Source organism: Microbacterium sp. cf332 (assembly GCF_900102175.1).
Taxonomy (GTDB): domain Bacteria; phylum Actinomycetota; class Actinomycetes; order Actinomycetales; family Microbacteriaceae; genus Microbacterium.
In genome coordinates this window covers 387,866-409,074 of the sequence record NZ_FNKN01000002.1, presented here as the reverse complement: position 1 = coordinate 409,074, position 21,209 = coordinate 387,866, and the positions used below count along the sequence as shown (strand labels likewise).

The window sequence follows — 21,209 nt, the reverse complement described above, 5'->3', positions numbered from 1 at the left end:
GATGTGACCCCGCCTGCCCCGGCGGGCGCCGGAGAGGTCGGCGGTGCGTCGGACGGTGGGGCGCGCGAAGGGCAATCGAGCCCCACGCTGACCGCCCTCGCCGAGGCGCACGGCGTGGCGACCGAGTATTCATCATTCGCGAGCGAACGCGTACGTGTGCCCGCGACGACGTTGCGCGCCGTGCTGACGGCCATGGGCGTCGCCGCGGCCGACGACGATCAGGCCGCGACGTCGCTCGCCGAGGCGGAGGCGCGTCCCTGGCGCCGCCTGGTCCCTGGCTCGACGGTCGTGCGAGCGGGAGCCGGCGAAGTCGAGCTGCACGTCGCCGACGGGAACGACGTCGAGGTGGTGCTGGTCCTGGAGGACGGTTCCATCCGTCCGCTGTCCATCCCCGAGCAGCAGCCGGTCGCGCGGACCGTGGACGGCCGCACCCGGTGGCGGGTGAGGGTCCCGATCCCCGCTGACGTGCCCCTGGGTTGGCATTCGCTGCAGGCACGCCAGTACGGCGCCGACGCGGACGTCCTCGACAGCGGCGCGGTGATCGTCACGCCGCATCGGCTGCTGCTTCCTCCCGCGGACCCGGCACGTCGTGCGTGGGGACTGATGGCCCAGCTGTACTCGGTGCGTTCGCGGCGCTCGTGGGGGCTCGGCGATTTCACCGACCTCGCCGACCTCGCCGCGGTGGCGGGGGAGGCGGGTGCTGACTACCTGCTCATCAATCCGGTCCATGCCGCCGAGGTGACGACGCCCATCGAGCCCTCGCCCTACCTCCCGTCGTCTCGGCGCTTCCTCGCCCCGCTGTACATTCGTCCCGAGCTCATTCCCGAGGCGGCATATCTCTCGGATGACGCGCGCACACAGCTCGACCTGCTCCGTGAGCAAGCGGCCGCGACGAACGAAGATGCGAACCGGATCGATCGTGACGCCGTCTGGAAGGCCAAGCGCGAGGCCCTCGAACTCGTTCACGAGGTCGAGCTCTCGCCGGCGCGGCGCTCGCAGCTCGCCGCGTTCGCCCGTCGGGAAGGAACGGCCCTCGCCGACTTCGCGCTGTGGTGCGCCGTGCAGGAGCACGAGGTCGAGGCGGGTCGGCGTCTTCCCGACGGCGTCGCGATCGACGACCCCGCGGTGAGCGAGCTGCGCGAGGAGCTGAGGGACCGGATCGCGTTCCACGTGTGGCTCCAATGGATCGTCGACGTCCAGCTGAGCGACGCAGCATCCGCGGCCCGAGCCGCCGGCATGCGGATCGGGATCATGCACGACCTGGCGGTCGGAGTCTCCACCGTCGGCTCGGATGCATGGTCGATGCACGACCTCTATGCGCCCGGTGTCGTGGTCGGGGCACCGCCCGACATGTACAACCAACAGGGCCAGAGCTGGAACCAACCGCCCTGGCTGCCGGCGCGACTGGCCGAGTCCGCGTACGCGCCACTGCGCGATATGGTCCGCACCCTGCTGCGGCACGCCGGCGCGCTGCGCATCGACCACATCCTCGGGTTCTTCCGCCTGTGGTGGATCCCCGACGGCCTCGGGCCCGGGGAGGGCACGTACGTGCGGTACGACCACGAGGCGATGATCGGCGTTCTCGCTCTCGAAGCGCAGCGCGCCGGTGCGGTGATCATCGGCGAGGATCTGGGGCTGGTCGAGCCGTGGGTGCGCGACTACCTCGCCGACCGCGGCATCCTCGGCACGTCCGTGCTGTGGTTCGAGAGCGATGGCGACGGGAGTCCGCTCGCCCCGGAACGGTACCGAAGAGACGTCCTGGCCACCGTCAACACGCACGATCTGCCTCCGACGGCGGGGTATCTGAAGGGCGAGCACGTCGACCTGCGTTCCCGGCTCGGCCTGCTGACGCGTTCGGTCGACGACGAGCGTCGGGACTTCGAGCGGGAGCGCGACCGGATGCTCGCCGAGCTGCGCTCGCGCGGGCTGATCGACGAACGGGCCACCGAGCAGGACATCGTGGAGGCGCTCCACGTGTTCCTCGCCGCGTCCCCGTCGCGTCTGCTCGGGGTGTCGCTCGTCGATGCTGTCGGCGAGCGGCGCGTCCAGAACCAGCCCGGAACCGACGACGAGTATCCCAACTGGCAGGTACCGCTCGCCGATGCCGACGGCGACGTCGTGCTGCTCGATGATCTCGCGAATTCACCGCGCTTCCGTTCCCTCGTCGGTGCGGTCGAGCGCAGCCTGCGGGGGTCGTGAACCGCGGGCGGCGCCTCGTGATCGGCGACGTCTCGCGATAGGGGGCGGGCGACGGGCTTGTCAACCCGCTACTTCCCGATGCGCAGGTGACCCGTACGGTCGGGGCGTCGGACGAGAGGAGACGCCGTGGTCGACACCGCACCGCTGACGCGAGCGAAGTATCCGCGGTCGCTGATCGCGGGTCCGTACGGGCACCCGTTCCACGCGATCGCGATCATCCTGCCGATCGGCACGTGGGTGTCGGCGTCCGTCTTCGACGTCATCGCCGTCGTCGGACCGGACGAGGCCGCCTTCGCCCTCGGCGCCCGCATCCTGATCGCGATCGGCCTGATCGGCGCCGTCGGCGCATCGGTCCTCGGACTGATCGACTGGAGCAGCATCCCGAAGGGGACGCCGGCGCGCGCCACAGGCCTGACGCATATGGTGCTCAACCTCATCGCCATGGCGATCTTCGCGGGCAGCCTCGCGCTGCGCGTGGATGCGGAGACCGTCCCGACCCTCGCCATGATCGCCGGCTTCGCCGGGCTCGCCCTGCTCTCCGTCTCGGGCTGGCTGGGCGGCAAGCTCGCCCACACCTACGGCGTTCGAGTCGCGACCGAGACCACGCAGGCCGAGGGCCTGGAACCGCTGCCCTGACCGAGGAGAGACCATGACCGACCTCGACACCCGCCCCGACAAGCGCCCCGCGAACCCGCTCGCCGGACCCTACGGACATCCGTTCCATCCGATCGCCGTCACGATCCCGATCGGTGCGTGGATCGCCAGCTTCGTCTTCGACGTCATCGGCCTGATCGTCGCCGATCCGACCCCGTATGCAGTCGGGTCGCGCGTGCTGATCGGGATCGGCCTCGTCGGCAGCGTCGTGGCGATCGTGCTCGGCATCTTCGACTACCTGAGGATCCCCGACCGCACCCGCTCGTCGAGTACCGCGACCATTCACATGGGGCTGAACTTCGTCGTGTGCGGCGCGTACCTGTTCCAGCTGTTCCTGCGCACCTCGACGGACGACATCCCGGTCGCCGGCGTCATCTTCAGCGTGGTGAGCCTGCTGACCCTCAGCGCGTCGGGCTGGCTCGGCGGCAAGCTCGCCTACCGCTACGGAGTGCGCGTGGCGCACGAGTCGACGCAGGCGGAGGGCTTCGTGGTGCGGCGCGTGCGCCGCTGAGTCCGACGCGCGACCTCAACCGCGGTCGCGAGCCATCGCCGCCTCGGTGTTGCGCGCACCGACTGCCACTCCGTGCGGTGACGCCGCCTCGATGCGGGCGAGATCGTCGGTCTCGAGCACGACGCTCGCCGCCGCGACGTTCTCCTCGACACGGCCGGGCTTGGTCGTCCCGGGGATGGGGGTCGTACCGGCCTGCACGAGCCACGCGAGCGCGAGCTGCGCCGGGGTGATCCCCTTCTCATCGGCGATCGACCGGAGGGCGGCGACGACGCGGAGGTTGGCCGCGATGGCGTCGTCGGCGAAGCGCGGCAGGTTGCGGCGGGCATCGCCGGCGGGCAGGTCGTCTGTGCGGGTCACCGTTCCCGTCAGGAAGCCGCGCCCCAGCGGCGAGAACGGCACGAATCCGATTCCGAGCTCGTTCGCCGTGGCCAGGACGCCGTTGTGTTCGGCATCGCGCTCGAACAGGCTGTACTCCGATTGGATCGCACTGACGGGGAACGTCGCGTGTGCGCGTCGCAGGGTCTCCGCGGAGGTCTCCGAGATGCCGATGTAGCGGGCCTTGCCGGCTTCCACCGCTTCGCCCATGGCCCCGATCGTGTCTTCGATGGGCACGTCGGGGTCGACACGGTGCAGGTACCAGAGGTCGACGTGGTCTGTGCCGAGGTGTCGCAGTGAACGATCGATCGCTCGGCGGGCGTGGGCGGGTGAGCCGTCGATGCCTCGCGGCGTGCCGTCGTCGGAGAAGTCCCACGCGAACTTCGAGGCGACCGTCACAGCCTCACGGTCGGTCCCGAGAGCCCGCTTCAGGAGCTTCTCATTCTCGAAGGGCCCATAGACCTCGGCTGTGTCGAACAGGGTGATCCCCCTTTCGAGAGCACGGCGGACCGTCTCGATCGATTCCGCCTCGGTCGCGCCCCCGTAGTAGGCGCTCATTCCCATGCATCCGAGCCCGATCGCCGACGTGATCAGTCCTTGAGAGCCGAGAGGAGTCTGCCGCATGGTTGTCGTCCGTTCATCGTGGGGAGGCGGATGACGGCAAGCATGCTCCCTGGTGCGCACACCATGTCAAATGACACACTCCGCTCATGCTGCTACCCGAGGTCCGGACCGCCGAACCGGTCACGATCAGCGCCGCCGCCGAGCTGCTCGGAATCACCGTCGACACGATCCGCTACTACGAGAAGGAAGGCATCGCGCCTGCTCCGCCGCGGGGACCCGGAGGCTGGCGTCGTTACGACGCGGGCTCGCTGAGCTGGCTGGCCGGCGTCGTGATGCTGCGCGGCACGGGGATGAGCGTGCAGGAGATGCGCACGTTCGCCGCGGCCTATCACGCGGGCGCCGACGAGCATGAGCGGCTGGCCCTCCTCGAAGCGCATCACGTGGTCGTGCTCGAACGCCAGGCCGAGCTGCACCGGCATCTCGTGGCACTGGAACGGAAGATCGAGAGCTATCGAAGCGCCGTCGCGCCCCCTGTGCAACGGGATGCAACGTAGGTCGGCGTAGCGTGCCCGGCACCACCGCAGCATCGGCGCCGCGGGGAGTCGAGGAGATGACATGACCATCGTCGAAGAGGGCGTCTCGAGCGTCTACGCCGCTCCGGGTCAGCGCGGAGCCGTCGCGGAGTACCGCGCCCGCTACGGGCATTACATCGGCGGCGAGTTCGTCGAACCCGTCAAGGGGCAGTACTTCGAGAACATCACGCCCGTCACCGGCAAGCCGTTCTGCGAGGTCGGACGCGGCACCGTCGAAGACGTCGACCGCGCGGTCGACGTGGCCTGGCAGGCGTTCGAGTCGTGGAAGAGGACGACGCCTGCGGAGCGCTCGGTCATCCTGAACAAGATCGCCGACCGCATGGAGCAGCACCTCGAGAAGATCGCGGTCGCCGAGACCTGGGAGAACGGCAAGCCGGTGCGCGAGACCCTCGCCGCCGACATCCCGCTCGCGATCGACCACTTCCGCTACTTCGCCGGGGTGCTCCGCGCCCAGGAGGGCTCGCTCAGCCAGATCGACGAAGACACCGTCGCGTACCACTTCCACGAGCCGCTCGGCGTGGTCGGGCAGATCATCCCGTGGAACTTCCCGATCCTGATGGCGACGTGGAAGCTCGCGCCCGCGCTCGCCGCCGGCAACTGCGTCGTGCTCAAGCCCGCGGAGCAGACGCCCGCATCGATCCTGTTCCTGTTCGAGCTGATCGGCGACCTGCTGCCGGCCGGCGTCGTGAACATCGTCAACGGCTTCGGCATCGAGGCCGGCGCGCCGCTCGCGCAGCACCGCCGCATCCGCAAGGTCGCGTTCACGGGCGAGACGACGACGGGGCGCCTGATCATGCAGTACGCCTCGCAAAACCTCATCCCCGTCACGCTCGAACTCGGGGGCAAGAGCGCCAACGTGTTCTTCGAGGATGTCGCGCGCGAGCGCGACGACTACTACGACAAGGCCCTCGAGGGCTTCACGTTCTTCGCGCTCAATCAGGGCGAGGTGTGCACGTGCCCGTCGCGGGCGCTCATCCAGCGGTCGGTGTACGACTCGTTCCTCGGCGACGGCCTCGACCGCGTCGGCAAGATCGTGCAGGGCAACCCGCTCGACCCGGCGACGATGATCGGTGCGCAGGCATCGAACGACCAGCTCGAGAAGATCCTGTCGTACATCGACATCGGCAAGGCCGGGGGAGCGAAGCTGCTCGCCGGTGGCGAGCGGGTCGACCTCGGCGGTGAGCTGAGTGGCGGGTACTACGTCGCTCCCACGGTCTTCGAGGGCACGAACGACATGCGCATCTTCCAGGAGGAGATCTTCGGCCCGGTCGTCTCGGTGACGAGCTTCGACGACTTCGACGATGCGATCGGCATCGCGAACGACACCCTCTACGGGCTCGGCGCGGGCGTCTGGAGCCGCTCGGGTGACACCGCCTACCGCGCCGGCCGGGCGATCGAGGCCGGCCGCGTGTGGACGAACACCTACCACCAGTACCCCGCGCACGCCGCTTTCGGTGGGTACAAGCAGTCGGGCATCGGCCGCGAGAATCACCTCAAGATGCTCGACCACTACCAGCAGACGAAGAACCTCCTCGTGTCGTACGCCGAAGGCGCGATGGGCTTCTTCTGAGCCGCATCCATCCGCGAAACCCCATCCGCGCCCCGAGACGATGGCTTGACGCCAGGGTCTCGGGGCGCGAGTGAGGTCTCGCGGATCGAAGGAGGGAGAGGGCTATGAGCGGATACAGCAGGGTGGCGATCACCGACGAAGCGGGGGAGCTCCTGCGGGGGCTCACGCAGCAGCACGGGAAGCTGATGTTCCACCAGTCGGGGGGATGCTGCGACGGCTCAGCACCGATGTGCTATCCGGTCGGGATGTTCCTGACGGGGCCGGCCGACGTGAAGCTTGGCGAGCTCGACGTCGGTCTCGACGATCCGATCGAGGTGTTCATCTCGCTCGCGCAGTTCGAGTACTGGAAGTACACGCACATCACGATCGACGCGGTGCCGGGGCGCGGCGCCGGATTCAGCGTGGAAGGGCCGACCGGGATGCGGTTCATCATCCGCTCGCGCATGCTGAGCGAAGCTGAGATGCAGCATTTCGGACTCGGTCAGCGCACCTGATGGTCAACTGCTACTCATCGACTGGCTTGGCGTGCCGTGCTCCTGCTCGTCCCGCCGGCGGGGTCCCCATGCGGTCGACGGCGAAGCCGACCTTTCTCGAATGGAATGAAACGGTTCGGGTTGGTGCGGACATGAACTGAGTGTTCAGACACGATGGGAGCGCTCATGAAGATGATGGCCGACGACGAGTTGATTGCCGCCCTGCGGGCGGCCGACCCCGCAGCGTTGACGACCGTCTCCGACAGTGATGCGCTGCTGGCCGTGCGCCGCGCGCGTCCGGAACGGAGACGGCCACGCTGGGCGATGATCGCGGCGGCGATAGCAGCAGTGATTGTGGTGGGCGTTCCCGCTGGTGCGGCTGCGACAGGTTTCATGGCGCAGACGGGATGGTTCGGATCCCCGAATCCCGGCGACCATCGCGATCGCTGCATCGACGGTGGAGTAACCGAATACGACTGTGATGATGAATGGATCGATCTGAGTGCGCCCGATCTCGACGAGGTCGTCGCATCGGTCTATCCCACGTGGATGCCGCTGGCGCCGGGGGTCACCCGAGAGGATCTGACTGCACGCGTCGTCACCATCTCGTCCCGTGATGCACTCACCCCGGTCACGTCGCTCCGCCGGGCCTACGAGTCGGAGTCATACAAGGATTGGTTGACTGCGTGGATCGCCGCGAATGACGGTGGTGACACCGCGGCGCAGGAGACCGCGTCTCGCGTCATCGCGGAAGCAGCTGGCTGGCCTGCGCTCGTAGCCACTGACGGCGGCGGGATAACAGACATCATGCGGGCGTTCGCAGAGCGGATCGCGGCGGGGGACCGCGAAGCTGCGCAGGCCGCGGCTGAATACGAGCAAGCTCCGGGCTGGGACGGGGTCGAACGCCGCGAGCTCGTGGATGAGGTCTTCGACGAGGTCTTCGGGGACGACCGATGACCGCGGCGAGAGCAGCTGGAAGCGAGTTGAAGCCACCCGCGGACCGGTTTGCGAAGGATGAGACAGCCGCCGTCGCCGGGGGTGGTGATCGCGCTTTCGAGGAGGCAGTCGCGCCGCTCGTCCCGTTGCTTCTGAGGTACTTCGCCCGGCGTGTCACGCCGACGGACGATGCCGCAGACTGCACGTCGGAGACGCTCGTGGCGCTGTGGAGGCATCGCTCACGACTCCCGGCGGTGGATGACGAGCGTCGGGCGTGGGCGTACGGGATCGCCCGCAAGGTGCTCTCGAACCACCACCGCGGTGAAGCTCGTCGGGATCGAGCTGACGAGGCGCTTCGGACCGCGGCCGCGCTCACTCCAGTCGAGGACGTTCCGGATGAGGCGTTCATCGCGGCCGAGGCGGTGAAGCTCCTTCCCGCTCGCGATCAAGAACTCGTCCGGCTCGTTGTGTGGGAGGAGCTGTCGATCGCCGCCGCGGGCAGAGTGATGGGAATCAATCCAGGTACAGCACGCACCCGATATGCGCGCGCACTGGGCAAGCTCCGCCTCGCCTACAGTGCAATCGACTCATGAGAGGCCCCTCGACACGCCGCGCCGGAACCCTGTGCCAAGATCTCTTCGTACGGGGATGCAGACCGACGGGGCAGTGCACGCAGGAGCCGGCCGGGCGCTAGCATCCTGGGCATGAGCGATGACGTCGCGCCGGAGCCCGGGTTCCGGGGACTCAGCGCCGAGCGCACGAAGGCCTTCGTCGACGCCGTCGTCGCCATCGCGATGACTCTGCTGATCCTGCCGCTCATGGAGAGCGTGGGCGAGAGCGCGGGGAACGATCACACGACGTGGGAGTGGCTCGTCGATCAGCGCGATCAGCTGCAGAGCTTCCTCATCAGCTTCGTGCTCATCGCGATGTTCTGGATGCTGCACCACCGCCTCTTCGTCTCGGTGCAGCGCATCACCCCGGCGTTGATGTGGATCACGGTCGCGTGGATGCTCACGATCGTCTGGATGCCGGTCGTCACCGCCCTCACGGGCCAGATCGCCGACGACGCGCTCCAGAAGGTGCTCTACATCGGCCCGCTCGTCGTTGCGAGCGGCGTGCTGCTCGTGACCCGCGTGCATCTGGCGCGACATCTGGGGCTGCACAGCGCCTCGCGCAAGGACCTGCGCCTCGGCATGTCGATCGACCTGTCGATGATCGTGCTGTTCCTCGCGGCGCTCGCGATCGCTCTCGTCTTTCCGCCGGTCGGCTACCTCGGGCTCCTGGTGATGTTCCTCACCGGTCCGGTGCAGAACGTGACCGCACGGATGCTGCGCTGACTCGGCCATCGTGCGCGAGGGGCGCCTCCGACGGTGCGGATCCCCGATGACCGCGCGGATGGGCACCTCCGCGGCTGCCAGATACGGGGAGTGAAGCGGAGACCGAGGGTTGACATCGCACCCGTCGAGGTGAGAACGTTTACAACATCCAGTGTTGGAAACGTTTACAAACGCTCGAGGGAGAGCCATGGTCCGTGTCACGATCACGCAGGTCGCCGCTCGAGCCGGTGTGTCGGTCGCGAGCGCGTCGCGAGCCCTCAACGGCCTGATCGCGAGCCCCGAGACCGCGGCCAAGGTGCGCGACGCGGCACGAGAGCTCGGATACGTCGCCGACGCCACCGCGCAGTCACTCAAGCGTGGACGCACCCTGCAGCTCGGATACGCCGTCGCCGACATCGGCAACCCGGTCTACGTCGAGATGATGGCCGCGATCGAGCAGGTCGTGTCGGCGTCCGGTTACCGGCTGCTGCTGTCGTCGACCGGGACCGGATCGTCGTCGGTGGATGTCGTGCGCGACCTCGGCCGCGGCTACGTCGACGGCCTGATCATCTCGCCCCTGCGCGTGACCGACGAGCTGCTCACCGCACTCGCCGCGGCCCCCATCCCGTTCGTGGTGCTCGGTCGCCTGCCCGACTCCGCCGCTTTCGACACCGTGCGTGCCGACTCGCCGACAGCCATGCGCCTGGTCGTCGACCACCTGGTCGCCGAGGGTCGTCGCGACATCGCATTCGTCAACGGCCCCGCCGACACGACCCCGGGCGCGATGCGTCGCGACGGTTTCATCGACGCGGTCGCGAAGCACGCCGACTTGCGCACCCGGCGCATCGACTCCCTCGACTTCACGATCGCAGCGGGATACGACGCCGCGCTTCCGCTGCTCGACCGCCCCGACCGGCCGACGGCGGTCGTCGCAGCGAACGACCTCATCGGCGTGGGGGTGCTCCGCGCCGCGGAGGACCTGGGTCTGCGCGTGCCGGTCGACATCGCGGTGACGGGCCTCGACAACACCGAGCTCGCCGAGGTCGTGCGCCCGGGGCTCACGAGCGTCGATCTCGGAGCGAAGGAGCGCGGTCGCGCCGCCGCCGAGATGCTGCTGGCGCGTATCGCCGACGCCGCGCGGCCCCCGCAGTCGGTGACGGTGCCGCCCGCGCTGGTCGTGCGCGGTTCGTCCTCGGCGTCGGCCCCGTCGGCGCTCCGCCGCCTCGAGCCCGTCGACGAAGAGAGGGCCCACGGATGACCACGCTCGACGGGACGAAGACGTCCCCGCAGCCACCCCGCGTGCGCCGGATCGGACCGCGGGCGCGCGCGCAACGCCGCGAGGCCATCGCGCTCGTCGCGCCGGCGCTTCTGCCGATCATCATCTTCTCGGTCATCCCGCTCGTCAGCGGCGTGCTGCTCGGTTTCACGGATGCGACGCTCGCGCGCAACGCCGAGGTCGGTTTCGTCGGCCTCGACAACTTCATCGAACTGGCCGGTGACCGGCGGTTCTGGCAGTCGTTCGGCATCGGCATCGTCTGGGCCGGGTCGGTCGCGCTCCTCACCCTGGTGAGCGCGATGGGTCTCGCACTCCTGCTCAACAGCAACCTGCGACTCAAGGGCCTGACCCGCGTCCTCGCACTCATCCCGTGGGCGATGCCGCCGGTGGTCATCGCGATCGTCTGGCGCATGATCTACAACCCCAACTCGGGCCCGCTCAACGGCGTGCTCGGCTGGCTCGGTATCCCCGGCGTCAACTGGCTCGGCGACTTCTCGACCGCGCTGCCCGCCGTGATCGTCGTCGGCGTCTGGGCCGGCATCCCGCAGACCACCGTGCTGCTCCTCGCGGGCATGCAATCGATCGCGCCCGAGCAGCACGAGGCCGCCGCCGTCGACGGCGCGGGCGCGGGCCGCCGATTCTGGCACGTGACGCTGCCCGCCCTGCGGCCGGTGATCATCGCCGTGACGGCGCTCGACTTCATCTGGCAGTTCAACTCGTTCGGCTTGATCTACGTGCTGACCGAGGGCGGCCCGGGCGGCCGGACGATGATCCCGCCGCTGTTCACCTACCTCGAGGCGTTCCGCAACCGCGAGATCGGGTACGCCTCGGCGATGGGCAACGTGCTCGTCGTGGCGATCCTGGTGATCCTCTCGCTGTACCTGATCAACCAGTTCCGTCAGAACAAGGGGGCACGGTCGTGACCGCCAAGCGCCCCCCGTACGCGACCGTCCTGATGTACCTCGCCCTCGCGGGCTACCTGATCTTCCTGGGCTTCCCGCTGCTGTGGCTGCTGTCGGCGTCGTTCAAGTCGACGCGCGAGCTGAACTCGCTCGCGGTGAACCTCATCCCGCAGCAGTGGGACTTCGGAAACTACATCGCGGCACTGGAGCGGCAGAACCTCATCACCGCGGCCGGCAACTCGGTGCTCGTCTCGATCGTCACGATGATCGTCGCGGTGCTCCTGTCGATGCCGATGGCCTACGCGCTCGCCCGGCTGAAGGGACGACTGCGCGCGGCCGGCACGGTATGGATCCTCGTCAGCCAGGTGTTCCCGACGATCCTCATCATCATTCCGCTGTTCCTCGTGCTGCGGAGCCTGCAGCTGAACGACACCCTTTTCGGCCTCATCCTCGTCTATGTCACCTTCACGATGCCGTTCACGCTCTGGATGCTGCAGGGATACGTCGCCGCCATCCCGCCGGAGCTGGAAGAGGCGGCCGAGATGGACGGGGCGGGGCGGTTCACGATCCTGCGGACCGTCATCCTGCCGCTGCTCGTTCCCGGCCTCGTCGCCACGGCGATGTTCACCTTCGTCTCGGCATGGAACGAGTTCTTCCTCGCGCTCGTGCTCATCCAGAGCCCCGAGCTTTACACCCTGCCCATCGCGCTGCGCTCGTTCCTGGGCGCCGAGGGGCAGACGCAGCTGGGGCCGCTGGCCGCCGGCGCGATCCTCGCGACGATCCCGTCGCTCATCATCTTCGGGATCCTGCAGAAGAAGCTCACCGGCGGCATGCTCGCCGGTGCCGTCAAGGGTTGACCTCCCCGCGACGACGAAACCCAGAGAACCAGAAAGGCCAGACCATGAGCAGAATCCGCGGCATCGGCGCCGTCGCATTCGTGGGCATCGCAGCCGTCGCGCTGGCGGGCTGTCAGCAGGGCAGCGCGAACAGCGGCGGGCAGGACGGCGACGTCGTCACCCTCCAGTTCCAGTCGCTGTCGGACCAGCCGGCGACGCAGGCGGCGGTCCAGGAGATCGTCGACGCGTGGAACGCCGAGAACGACGACGTGCAGGTGAAGATCATCCAGGCGGGCTGGGATGGCACCTACGACAAGCTGATCACCCAGTTCTCGGGCGGCACCGCGCCCGACATCATCCATTTCGAGGCGAGCTCGATCGTGTCGTTCGCGGCCGACGGCTATCTCGCCGATCTGACCGACCTGATCGACCCCGATCTGAAGTCCGACATCTCGGACGGCATCTGGCAGTCGGTGACGCATGACGGCCAGATCGTGGCCTACCCGTCGACCCTGCAGTCGTACATGGCGTTCGCGAACGCCGACCTGCTGGCCGAGGCCGGGGTCGAGGTGCCCTCCGGCGACACGATGACGTGGGAGCAGCTGCAGGAGATCGCGAAGGCGACGACGACCGCCGACCACTACGGTCTCGGCTGGGGACTCGGCTCGCCGACCGCCACCATCATGAGCCTGTCGCTCGGCTTCGACGGCGGCTACTTCGACGGCGAGGGCGACGACGCGATGATCGAGGTCGGCGACGACGAGCTCGCCGTGCCCGAGCGCATCCACGACATGGCGTACACCGATCGCTCGATCGACCCGACCTCGCTCACGCAGTCGGGCTCGGACGTGCTGCCGTCGTTCTACGGCGGCAAGGTCGCGATGACCGTTCAGGGTTCATTCCAGGCGACCAACATCGCGGCAGATGCTCCGGAGGGCCTGAACTGGGTCGCGCTCCCGCCGCTCGAGGGATCGGCCGGTGCCATTCAGGCCGCGAACCCGCAGACGTACTCGGTGAACATCGACTCGGAGCACGTGGAGGAGTCGGCGGAGTTCCTGAACTTCTTCATGGACGGCGAGAACCTCGCGAAGATCGCCTACGCCGATGCGCTCATCCCCTCGTCGGGTGCCGCGCGCACGCAGGTCGCCGAGCTCGCCGGCGACGACGCCGCCTGGAAGCAGGTGCTCGCGTCCGGCGAGGGCCTGGAGGGGCCGCCCTTCCTGAAGGTGTCGAAGTACACCGAGTGGAAGGACACGATCGCGACGCCGGCGTTCCAGCAGTACCTGGCCGACCAGATCGACCGCGACGAGCTCGCCGCACAGCTGACCGACGGCTGGGCCGACGTCGCCGGCTGACGAACTCGCGGGGACGGGCCGACCGACGGCCCGTCCCCGCACCACACGCTCGAACGAAGAGAGGGACGTAATGGACGTGTTGCACGATCGGGTGGCAGCAGTACTGGCGGGTGCCGCCGTGGGCGATGCGCTCGGCGGTGCGACCGAGGGGTGGACTCCGGAGCAGATCGAGGAGCGCCACGGCGGACGCGTCGAGGGGATCGTCGGGCCGTTCCTGGCCGACTGGCGCACTGCGCGTCCGATCGCGCCGTACCACAAGGGCGACGGGCACGTCACGGACGACACCCTCATGACCCACGCGCTCATCGAGGTCTACGCGAAGCAGCGGCGCCACCTCGACGCGTACGACGTGGCGGGCGATCTCGTACCGCTGATGATGGGTGAACGTCGCTGGATCCCCGAGCTCGAAGACGAGGCGCTCATCCTGCAACGCGTGTTCCTCGCCGAGAAGTGGCTCGTGATGAAGCTGCATTACGGGCACGCCGACCCCCGCGAGGCCGGCGTCGGCAACGTCGTCAACTGCGGAGCCACCATGTACATGGCGCCGGTGGGGCTCGTCCACATCGGCGACCCCCGCGGCGCCTACGCCGAGGCCATCGACATCACCGGGGCGCACCAGTGGTCGTACGGGCGCGAGGCCGCCGGCGTCTTCGCCGCCGCCGTCGCGGCATCCGCCGCCCCCGGGGCGACCGTCGATGACGTTCGCCGGGCGGTGCTGGATGTCGCGCACGACGGCACGGCCGCCGCCATCCGCGCCGTGTTCGACGCCGTCGACGCGTTCCGCGCCGTCGGGGCAGCGCACGACCCGCGCGAGCTCGGTCGCATCGTCCGCGCGGCGGTCGCACCGTTCGACACGGTGGGCGAGGCCTACCGCGCGCCGGCGATGGATGCGCGGCTTCCCTCGCGCACGAAGGCGATCGAGGAGCTTCCCGTCGCGCTCGGCTTCGTCGTCGCCCACGACGGCGACCTGCGTGCCGCCGTGCTGGATGCGGTCAACTACGGCCGCGACGCGGACTCGATCGCGACGATGGCGGGGGCGATCTGCGGTGGCCTGCACGGCAGTGAGGCCGTACCCGAGGAGTGGCTGAGCGAGGTCGTGACCGCGAGTCGCCTCGACCTCGACGGCGTCGTGACGGTGATGGTCGACGTGGTGCGCGACATCGCCCGCGCGGATGCCGAGCGGGCTGCCGCGCGTGCGGAGTCGCTGACGTCGTTGCTGTCGGTGGGGGCCGAGGCGTGAGACTGACCTGGGCTCAGCCCGAAGACCTGGTGCCGGCGGAACTCGCGGCACTGCGCGAGCAGGGGGTGCCCGACGACGAGCTGTCGGCGATCGAACGGCGCTGGGCGGAAGCGGGGGGCGCGACGGTGCTGGCCCCATCCGGGGCGAGCGCGACACCGGCCACGGCCGAGCTGCGGGCGGAGGCGCGGCGTGTGCTCGACGAGTTGCAGACGTTGCAGCGGCCGAGCGCGGCCGAGCCCGACGACTGGTCGGCGATCGTGGCGCTGCTGCCCACTCCGCCGCAGCTGTGCGGCACCCGCGGCGCTGCGTTCGACCGCGTGCACGGCGCATGGCTGGGACGGGCGGCCGGATGCCTGCTCGGCAAGCCCGTCGAGAAGATCCCGCGCGATGGCATCGAGCAGATCGCACGTGCCACGGGGAACTGGCCGATCCGCGGCTATTTCACCGCACGGGGGCTCCCCGCCGATGTTGCCGAGCGCTGGCCGTGGAACCGCCGCTCTGCCCCGACCTCGCTCGTCGAGAACATCGACGGGATGCCCGAGGACGACGACCTGAACTTCCCGATCCTCGCGCTCGACCTGCTCGAGCGATACGGCGCTGCGCTGACGACCGACCACGTCGCCGAGGCCTGGCTCGCCGCCCTGCCCGCGGGTCGCGTCTTCACGGCCGAGCGGGCTGCGTACCGCAACATCCTCGATGCCCGTCCGGTGCCCGAGACCGCGACGCACCGCAACCCGTTCCGTGAGTGGATCGGTGCCCTCATCCGCGCCGACGTGCACGGGTGGGCGCATCCCGGTGACGTGCGGGCCGCGGCGCATTCGGCGTGGATCGACGCGCGGCTCAGCCACACTCGCAACGGACTCTACGGCGCCATGTGGGCCGCCGCCCTGTGCGCGGCATCGCTCGTCGCCGATTCGATCGACGACGTTCTGGATGCGGCGGACGCGGTCGTGCCTCCCGCATCGCGCCTCGCGCAGGCTGTGCGGTTCGGGCGCGAGACCGGCCGGGCGCTCGCCAGGGGCGAGCTCTCGACCGCAGGTGCGCTCGACGCGCTCCACGCCGGATTCGCCGGGATGCACTGGGTGCACACGCTGAACAATGCCGCGCTCACCGCATGCGCCCTGCAGGCACACGGTCGCGACTTCGGTTCGGCCGTCGCGCTCGCCGTCGCCGGGGGATGGGACACCGACTCGGTCGGCGCGACCGTGGGCTCGGTCGTCGGCGGGCTCGTCGGCTCGGACGACATCGATCCGGCGTGGACCGCACCGCTCCACGATCGCATCGCGACCTCCATGCCCGGCGGACCGCACCGGTCGATCCGCGAGCTCGCCGAGCGGACGGCCGCCCTCGCCGGGGAGACCTCGTGAGCGTCGTCGTCGTCGGCAGTATCAACCAGGACATCGTCGCCCGGGTCGCCCGCATCCCGGCTCCGGGCGAGACGCTGCTCGCCGAGTCGCTCGTGCGCAGCGGCGGGGGCAAGGGCGCCAATCAGGCCGTCGGCGCCCGACGGGCGGGCGGCGCGGACGTCGCGTTCGTCGGTGCTGTGGGAACGGACGCCGCGGGCGAGACGCTGCGGTCGGCTCTCGTCACCGACGGCATCGACGTCTCGGGCCTCCTGCGCGTCGACGGGGTGACCGGAACGGCCCTCATCTCGGTCGACGCGCACGGAGAGAACGCGATCGTCGTCGCCGCCGGTGCCAATGCGGCCCGTGACACGCTCACCGACACGCAGCGCGCGGTCGTGGCGTCGGGAGCGGTCGTACTCACGCAGCTCGAGATACCGGTGGCTCTCGTGCGGGATGCCGCGGCGGCGCGAGCCGACGGAGCGTGGCATGTACTCAACGCGGCTCCGTCCGCGCCCTTCGCGACGGCGTCCGACGCGCTCCTCGCCGCCACCGACGTGCTCGTCGTGAACGAGCACGAGGCCCTCGAGGCGGCGGGCGTCGACGATCTCGTCAACGCCGTCGACGCCCTCGCGGCGTCTCTCGGGGGACTCGTCGTCACTCTCGGCGCTCGGGGATGTCTCGTCGTCTGCGGCGCGGACCGTGCCGAGGTGCCGGCGCACGTCGTGACTCCGGTCGACACGACGGGGGCCGGCGACACCTTCTGCGGTGTGCTGGCCGCGGCGCTCGCCGCCTCCGGACGCGGCCCCGACACCGTCGACCTCGACCTGCTCGTGGGTGCGGCGCGCGCCGGTGCTGCCGCTTCGGCTCTCGCCGTCACCCGCCCGGGCGCGCAGGACGCCGTACCCACGAGCGACGAAGTCGCCGCCTTCCGGAAGGAGAACCGGCCGTGAGCGGCGGATTCGACCCCCTCGTCCCTCGCGAGATCGACCTCCCGACACCGGTTCCCCTCGATGCCGACGTGCGCTCGGGCGACGCGGCGGCCGTGCTCGACGACGCCAAGATCTTCGTCGCACCGACGGATCCGACCGAGCTCGACGCATGGCGCGCACAGCTGACGGCGTGGCGGGAGGGCGCCCGCGAACGACACGGCGTGCCGACCCGCTACGACGATCCCGAGTCGACCTGGGCGAGCCGGTGCTTCACCGTCGCGCAGGTCTGGCTGTGGGACGAGCTGTTCTTCGACTTCGACGAGCAGCGCTTCACGCCGGAACGGTTCCTCGCCGACGCCGAGCGACGATTCGGCGGGCTCGACGGCGTCGTGCTGTGGCACGCGTATCCCGTCATCGGCATCGACGACCGCAACCAGTGGGACTTCTACGCCGTTCCCGGACTGGTCGAGGCCGCCGAGGCGTTGCGCGCCGCCGGTGTGGCCGTGTTCGTCGACTACAACCCGTGGGACGTCGGCACGCGGCGCTCCGGCGACGACGCCACCGAGCTCGCCGCGACCGTGCGGCGTCTCGGGGCCGACGGCGTCTTCCTCGACACGCTGCGCAAGGCGGATCCCGAGCTCGTCGCCGCCCTCGACGCCGCGCGCCCGGGCATCGGACTCGAAGGAGAGTCGAAGCTCGCGACCGAGCGCATCGCCGACCACACCCTGTCGTGGGCGCAGTGGTTCGCCGACTCGGAGGTGCCCGGGGTGCTGCGTGCCCGGTGGTTCGAGCGGCGCCACATGCAGCACCACATCCGCCGGTGGCATCGGGATCACGCGGGCGAGCTGCGCTCGGCGTGGCTCAACGGCGTCGGCGTCATGGTGTGGGAGGTCGTGTTCGGCGTGTGGGTCGGCTGGAACGATCGCGACGCGGCGACGCTCCGGCGCATGCTTCCCGTGCAGCGCGGCATGCACCGTTGGCTGGTCGAGGGGGAGTGGACGCCGCTCGCCGTGCACGACTCCCCGGTGTTCGGCTCGGCCTTCGAGCTCGACGGCGTGACCCTGCTGTGCCTCGTCAACACGTCGGACGCCGACGCGGACTTCGGGCTCGAGGCGGACGGTCGATGGGTGCCGCTGCACGAGGCGGCCGACGACGTGGCCTCGGTGACCGTGCCGGCCGGCGGGGTCGCCGCCGCCGTGCGGCTGTCCGCTGAGACCGCCGTGCCGGCGCTCGTCACCGAGGTGAGGGCCGCCCTGCGCGACGAGCCGCCGGTGGCGGACGCCTCGTTCCCGCATCGCCGGGCGCGACGCCTCGCGGCCCCGACCTGGACCGGTCCTCGGAGCGACGCGACGGGCGGCGGCGACGGTCGGACCGTCGCGGTGAGCCCCGGCACACATGTGCTGACCGTGCGTTTCCGCGCCCGCGAGACCGGGATGTACGAGGGTGCCCCCTACGTCGATGAGTGGAAGCCGTTGCCGCCCCGGCTGCACGATCAGCGCACGCTCGAGCGCGTCGTCGAGTTGCGGCATCCGGTGCGGGTCGGGGCGAGCGAGGTGAGTGAGGCCGAATACGCCCGCTTCCTCGACGCGATCGGCGAGCAGGCGGCTGCCCGCGATCCCCATCGCCCGGCGACGGGCATGACGTTCGCCCGGGCTCGGGAGTACGCCGCGTGGGTGGGCGGTCGGCTGCCCACCGAGGACGAGTGGCAGCTTGCGGCATCCGATCCCGCGTTCCGCCGCCGCATCCCCGAGGTGTGGAACTGGACCGAGTCGGAGCACTCCGACGGGCGCACCCGGTTCGTCATGCTGAAGGGCGGCAGCGCTCACCGCAGCGAGGGGTCGGACTGGTACGTCGACGGCGGCGTGCAGACCCCGGAGTTCGCGCTCAAGCTGCTGCTGCCCGGCCTCGGCCAGGACGCGTCGCCGTCGATCGGATTCCGCGTGTGCTGGGAGGAGCGGTCATGACCCCGCTGGGCGGGCTGCGGGTCATCGACGCCTCGACGCTCTTCGCCGGTCCGATGGCTGCGATGCACCTCGGCGACATGGGGGCCGAGGTCATCAAGGTCGAGCATCCGACCCGCCCGGATCCCGCCCGCGGACACGGGCCGAGCAAGGACGGCCAGAACCTGTGGTGGAAGACGCTGGGTCGCAACAAGCGGACCGTCGCGATCGACCTGCACACGGATGACGGACGTGAGGCGTTCCTGCGCCTCGCGCGCACCGCGGATGTCGTCGTCGAGAACTTCCGTCCAGGGACCCTCGAGCGCTGGGGCCTCGGGTACGACGAACTATCGGCGGAGAACCCGGGCCTGGTGCTCGCCCGCGTCACCGGATTCGGCCAGATCGGGCCCTACCGCAGCAGACCCGGCTTCGGGACCCTGGCTGAGGCGATGAGCGGGTTCGCCGCGGCGACGGGCGAGCCCGATGGGCCGCCGACCCTGCCGCCGTTCGGCCTGGCCGATGGGATCGCCTCGCTCGCCACCGCCTACGCGATCATGACTGCTCTGCACGCCCGCGAGCGCGATGGGCGCGGGCAGGTGGTGGACGTGGCGATCATCGAGCCGATCCTGGCGATGCTCGGCCCGCAGATCACCCGCTGGGATCAGCTGGCGACCGTGCAGCCCCGCACCGGCAACCGGTCAGCGAATAACGCCCCCCGCAACACGTACCGGACGGCGGACGGCTCATGGGTCGCCGTGTCGACGAGCGCGCAGTCGATCGCCGAACGGGTCGTGACCCTCGTCGGCCGTCCCGACCTCGCGGCCGAGCCGTGGTTCGCCAGCGGGTCGAGCCGGGCCCAGCACGCCGACGAGCTCGACGAGGCCGTCGGCAGCTGGATCGCGCAGCGCACACGCGACGAGGTGGTCGAGGCGTTCGACGCGGCGCAGGCCGCCGTCGCCCCGGTCTACGAGCCGTCCGACATCGTCGCCGATCCGCAGTTCCAGGCGCTCGGCACGGTGCACCGCATCCACGACGCCGATCTCGGTGAGATGGCCATGCAGGGTCCGCTGTTCCGCTTGTCGCGCGACGAGTCGACGATCGCCTTCACCGGTCGCGCCCCGGGGGCCGACACCGAGGAGGTGCTGACCTCGCTCGGTTACAGCGAGGACGACATCACCCGCATGCGTTCGGAAGGATCGGTCGCATGACACGCGCCATCATGGTCGCCCTCTACGCCCCCGCCGATCGTCCGGAGCGGTTCGAGAAGGCGCTGGATGCGGGAGCGGATGCCGTCATCGTCGACCTCGAGGATGCCGTGGCACCCTCGCGCAAGGCGTCGGCGCGAGCTGCGCTCGCCGACTTCACCGCGGTGTGGGCGTCACGCGGGGCTTCGGCTCCCGCCGTGCAGGTGCGGGTCAACGCGCGGGGTGCCGAGGCGCACGGCGCGGATGTCGCCGCCGTCGCGGCTCTGCCTGCGGCCTTCGGCATCCGATTGCCCAAGACGCAGTCGCCGGACGACGTCGCGGCCGTCCGCGCTGCGGTGCCCGGGCGCGAGGTGCACGCGCTGCTCGAGTCGGCGCTGTCGATCGAGCGGGCCTTCGAGATCGCGCAGGCCGGTGTCGCTTCGATCGCCGTCGGCGAGGCCGACCTGCGAGCCGAGGTCGGAGTGCCCGCGGGGCGCGCGGGCGAACCCGGACTCGCGTGGTCGCGCGCCCGGGTCGCGAACGCCGCCGCGGCGGGCGGGCTGCCCCTGCCGCTCATGGCGGTGTGGGCCGATGTCGCCGACCTCGACGGGTTGGAGCAGAGTTGCGCGGCCGGTCGTTCGCTCGGCTACGCGGGGCGCACCGCCATCCATCCGCGGCAGATCGAGGTGATCCGGCGGGTCTTCACCCCCGGCCCCGACGAGATCGAGCGAGCGCAGCGCATCATCGAGCGGGTGCGGACGGCGGCCGCCGACGGCACGGGCGCGTTCGTGCTCGACGACGGCACGTTCATCGACGTCGCCATGGTCAAGGCCGCCCAGCGCACCCTCAGCGCCGCGCCGCGCCGCTGACCCGACCCGACCCGCCCTCACCCGACCCGCGAGACCTCACTCCCGCCCCGAGCCCCCGGCGCCGACCCACCCCCTCGGGGCGCATCTAACGTCTCGAGGCTCTTCGGCAAACGCATCGCCGTCGGAGCGTAGCAGACCGCA

The 21,209-nt window shown here is 70.1% G+C and carries 20 protein-coding genes; 19 read left to right on the top strand and 1 reads right to left on the bottom strand.

Annotation, left to right across the window (positions count from 1 at the left end):
* The first annotated feature begins 3 nt into the window (after positions 1-3).
* The 3 genes from malQ (at position 4) to BLT21_RS09015 (ending at position 3,364) form a co-directional block, all read left to right on the top strand.
* Positions 4-2,199, top strand: a complete 2,196-nt coding sequence (gene malQ, locus BLT21_RS09025) for a 4-alpha-glucanotransferase (RefSeq protein WP_256336004.1) — start codon at positions 4-6, stop codon at positions 2,197-2,199.
* A gap of 126 nt (positions 2,200-2,325) precedes the next feature.
* Positions 2,326-2,835 carry a DUF2231 domain-containing protein gene (locus tag BLT21_RS09020; protein ID WP_091501229.1) on the top strand — a complete coding sequence of 170 codons (510 nt, stop codon included), beginning with the start codon at positions 2,326-2,328 and terminating at the stop codon, positions 2,833-2,835.
* Between the two features lie 13 nt (positions 2,836-2,848).
* Positions 2,849-3,364, top strand: a complete 516-nt coding sequence (locus BLT21_RS09015; protein ID WP_091501227.1) for a DUF2231 domain-containing protein — start codon at positions 2,849-2,851, stop codon at positions 3,362-3,364.
* A gap of 15 nt (positions 3,365-3,379) precedes the next feature.
* On the opposite strand, the gene BLT21_RS09010 is transcribed toward BLT21_RS09015, so the two are convergent.
* Entirely contained in the window at positions 3,380-4,363 is a 984-nt protein-coding gene (locus BLT21_RS09010; protein WP_091501225.1) for an aldo/keto reductase, read from the bottom strand.
* 86 nt (positions 4,364-4,449) lie between these two features.
* On the opposite strand from BLT21_RS09010, the gene BLT21_RS09005 reads away from it, so the two are divergent.
* The 16 genes from BLT21_RS09005 (at position 4,450) to BLT21_RS08930 (ending at position 21,068) form a co-directional block, all read left to right on the top strand.
* Positions 4,450-4,857 (top strand): MerR family transcriptional regulator, encoded by a 408-nt coding sequence (locus BLT21_RS09005; RefSeq protein WP_091501223.1) that lies wholly within the window; start codon positions 4,450-4,452, stop codon positions 4,855-4,857.
* Positions 4,858-4,918: 61 nt separating this feature from the next.
* On the top strand, positions 4,919-6,466 hold the full coding sequence (locus BLT21_RS09000) for an acetaldehyde dehydrogenase ExaC (RefSeq protein ID WP_091501221.1): 1,548 nt from the start codon (positions 4,919-4,921) through the stop codon (positions 6,464-6,466).
* A gap of 104 nt (positions 6,467-6,570) precedes the next feature.
* Positions 6,571-6,960, top strand: coding sequence for a DUF779 domain-containing protein (locus BLT21_RS08995; protein ID WP_091501218.1), 390 nt, complete (start codon positions 6,571-6,573; stop codon positions 6,958-6,960).
* Between the two features lie 165 nt (positions 6,961-7,125).
* Positions 7,126-7,896, top strand: a complete 771-nt coding sequence (locus tag BLT21_RS08990) for a hypothetical protein (protein WP_091501216.1) — start codon at positions 7,126-7,128, stop codon at positions 7,894-7,896.
* Positions 7,893-8,468, top strand: coding sequence for an RNA polymerase sigma factor (locus BLT21_RS08985; protein ID WP_091501214.1), 576 nt, complete (start codon positions 7,893-7,895; stop codon positions 8,466-8,468). Before BLT21_RS08990 ends, BLT21_RS08985 begins: the two co-directional genes overlap by 4 nt.
* A gap of 111 nt (positions 8,469-8,579) precedes the next feature.
* Positions 8,580-9,212, top strand: a complete 633-nt coding sequence (locus BLT21_RS08980) for a TMEM175 family protein (protein WP_091501211.1) — start codon at positions 8,580-8,582, stop codon at positions 9,210-9,212.
* Positions 9,213-9,399: 187 nt separating this feature from the next.
* Positions 9,400-10,449, top strand: a complete 1,050-nt coding sequence (locus tag BLT21_RS08975; RefSeq protein ID WP_091501209.1) for a LacI family DNA-binding transcriptional regulator — start codon at positions 9,400-9,402, stop codon at positions 10,447-10,449.
* A complete protein-coding gene (locus tag BLT21_RS08970; protein ID WP_091501207.1) occupies positions 10,446-11,390 on the top strand; it encodes a carbohydrate ABC transporter permease in 945 nt (314 codons plus the stop codon). Before BLT21_RS08975 ends, BLT21_RS08970 begins: the two co-directional genes overlap by 4 nt.
* Positions 11,387-12,226 (top strand): carbohydrate ABC transporter permease, encoded by an 840-nt coding sequence (locus tag BLT21_RS08965; protein ID WP_218125762.1) that lies wholly within the window; start codon positions 11,387-11,389, stop codon positions 12,224-12,226. Before BLT21_RS08970 ends, BLT21_RS08965 begins: the two co-directional genes overlap by 4 nt.
* Before the next feature lie 44 nt (positions 12,227-12,270).
* A complete protein-coding gene (locus tag BLT21_RS08960) occupies positions 12,271-13,560 on the top strand; it encodes an ABC transporter substrate-binding protein (protein ID WP_091501204.1) in 1,290 nt (429 codons plus the stop codon).
* A 70-nt stretch (positions 13,561-13,630) separates the two neighbouring features.
* Entirely contained in the window at positions 13,631-14,800 is a 1,170-nt protein-coding gene (locus BLT21_RS08955; protein WP_091501202.1) for an ADP-ribosylglycohydrolase family protein, read from the top strand.
* Complete coding sequence (locus tag BLT21_RS15845; protein WP_091501200.1) at positions 14,797-16,167, top strand: ADP-ribosylglycohydrolase family protein; 1,371 nt, start codon at positions 14,797-14,799, stop codon at positions 16,165-16,167. The genes BLT21_RS08955 and BLT21_RS15845 overlap by 4 nt, the downstream gene beginning before the upstream one ends.
* A complete protein-coding gene (locus BLT21_RS08945; RefSeq protein WP_091501199.1) occupies positions 16,164-17,096 on the top strand; it encodes a ribokinase in 933 nt (310 codons plus the stop codon). The genes BLT21_RS15845 and BLT21_RS08945 overlap by 4 nt, the downstream gene beginning before the upstream one ends.
* A complete protein-coding gene (locus BLT21_RS08940; protein ID WP_091501196.1) occupies positions 17,093-19,039 on the top strand; it encodes an SUMF1/EgtB/PvdO family nonheme iron enzyme in 1,947 nt (648 codons plus the stop codon). The genes BLT21_RS08945 and BLT21_RS08940 overlap by 4 nt, the downstream gene beginning before the upstream one ends.
* A complete protein-coding gene (locus BLT21_RS08935) occupies positions 19,036-20,223 on the top strand; it encodes a CaiB/BaiF CoA transferase family protein (RefSeq protein WP_091501194.1) in 1,188 nt (395 codons plus the stop codon). Before BLT21_RS08940 ends, BLT21_RS08935 begins: the two co-directional genes overlap by 4 nt.
* A complete protein-coding gene (locus BLT21_RS08930) occupies positions 20,220-21,068 on the top strand; it encodes an HpcH/HpaI aldolase/citrate lyase family protein (RefSeq protein WP_091501192.1) in 849 nt (282 codons plus the stop codon). The genes BLT21_RS08935 and BLT21_RS08930 overlap by 4 nt, the downstream gene beginning before the upstream one ends.
* Positions 21,069-21,209 lie beyond the last annotated feature (141 nt).

Coding starts and splice junctions, on each gene's coding strand:
- BLT21_RS09015 (WP_091501227.1), top strand. CDS start 2,849: ATGACCGACCTCGACACCCGCCCCGACAAGCGCCCCGCGAACCCGCTC.
- BLT21_RS09010 (WP_091501225.1), bottom strand. CDS start 4,363: ATGCGGCAGACTCCTCTCGGCTCTCAAGGACTGATCACGTCGGCGATC.
- BLT21_RS09005 (WP_091501223.1), top strand. CDS start 4,450: ATGCTGCTACCCGAGGTCCGGACCGCCGAACCGGTCACGATCAGCGCC.
- BLT21_RS09000 (WP_091501221.1), top strand. CDS start 4,919: ATGACCATCGTCGAAGAGGGCGTCTCGAGCGTCTACGCCGCTCCGGGT.
- BLT21_RS08995 (WP_091501218.1), top strand. CDS start 6,571: ATGAGCGGATACAGCAGGGTGGCGATCACCGACGAAGCGGGGGAGCTC.
- BLT21_RS08990 (WP_091501216.1), top strand. CDS start 7,126: ATGAAGATGATGGCCGACGACGAGTTGATTGCCGCCCTGCGGGCGGCC.
- BLT21_RS08985 (WP_091501214.1), top strand. CDS start 7,893: ATGACCGCGGCGAGAGCAGCTGGAAGCGAGTTGAAGCCACCCGCGGAC.
- BLT21_RS08980 (WP_091501211.1), top strand. CDS start 8,580: ATGAGCGATGACGTCGCGCCGGAGCCCGGGTTCCGGGGACTCAGCGCC.
- BLT21_RS08975 (WP_091501209.1), top strand. CDS start 9,400: ATGGTCCGTGTCACGATCACGCAGGTCGCCGCTCGAGCCGGTGTGTCG.
- BLT21_RS08970 (WP_091501207.1), top strand. CDS start 10,446: ATGACCACGCTCGACGGGACGAAGACGTCCCCGCAGCCACCCCGCGTG.
- BLT21_RS08960 (WP_091501204.1), top strand. CDS start 12,271: ATGAGCAGAATCCGCGGCATCGGCGCCGTCGCATTCGTGGGCATCGCA.
- BLT21_RS08955 (WP_091501202.1), top strand. CDS start 13,631: ATGGACGTGTTGCACGATCGGGTGGCAGCAGTACTGGCGGGTGCCGCC.
- BLT21_RS08935 (WP_091501194.1), top strand. CDS start 19,036: ATGACCCCGCTGGGCGGGCTGCGGGTCATCGACGCCTCGACGCTCTTC.
- BLT21_RS08930 (WP_091501192.1), top strand. CDS start 20,220: ATGACACGCGCCATCATGGTCGCCCTCTACGCCCCCGCCGATCGTCCG.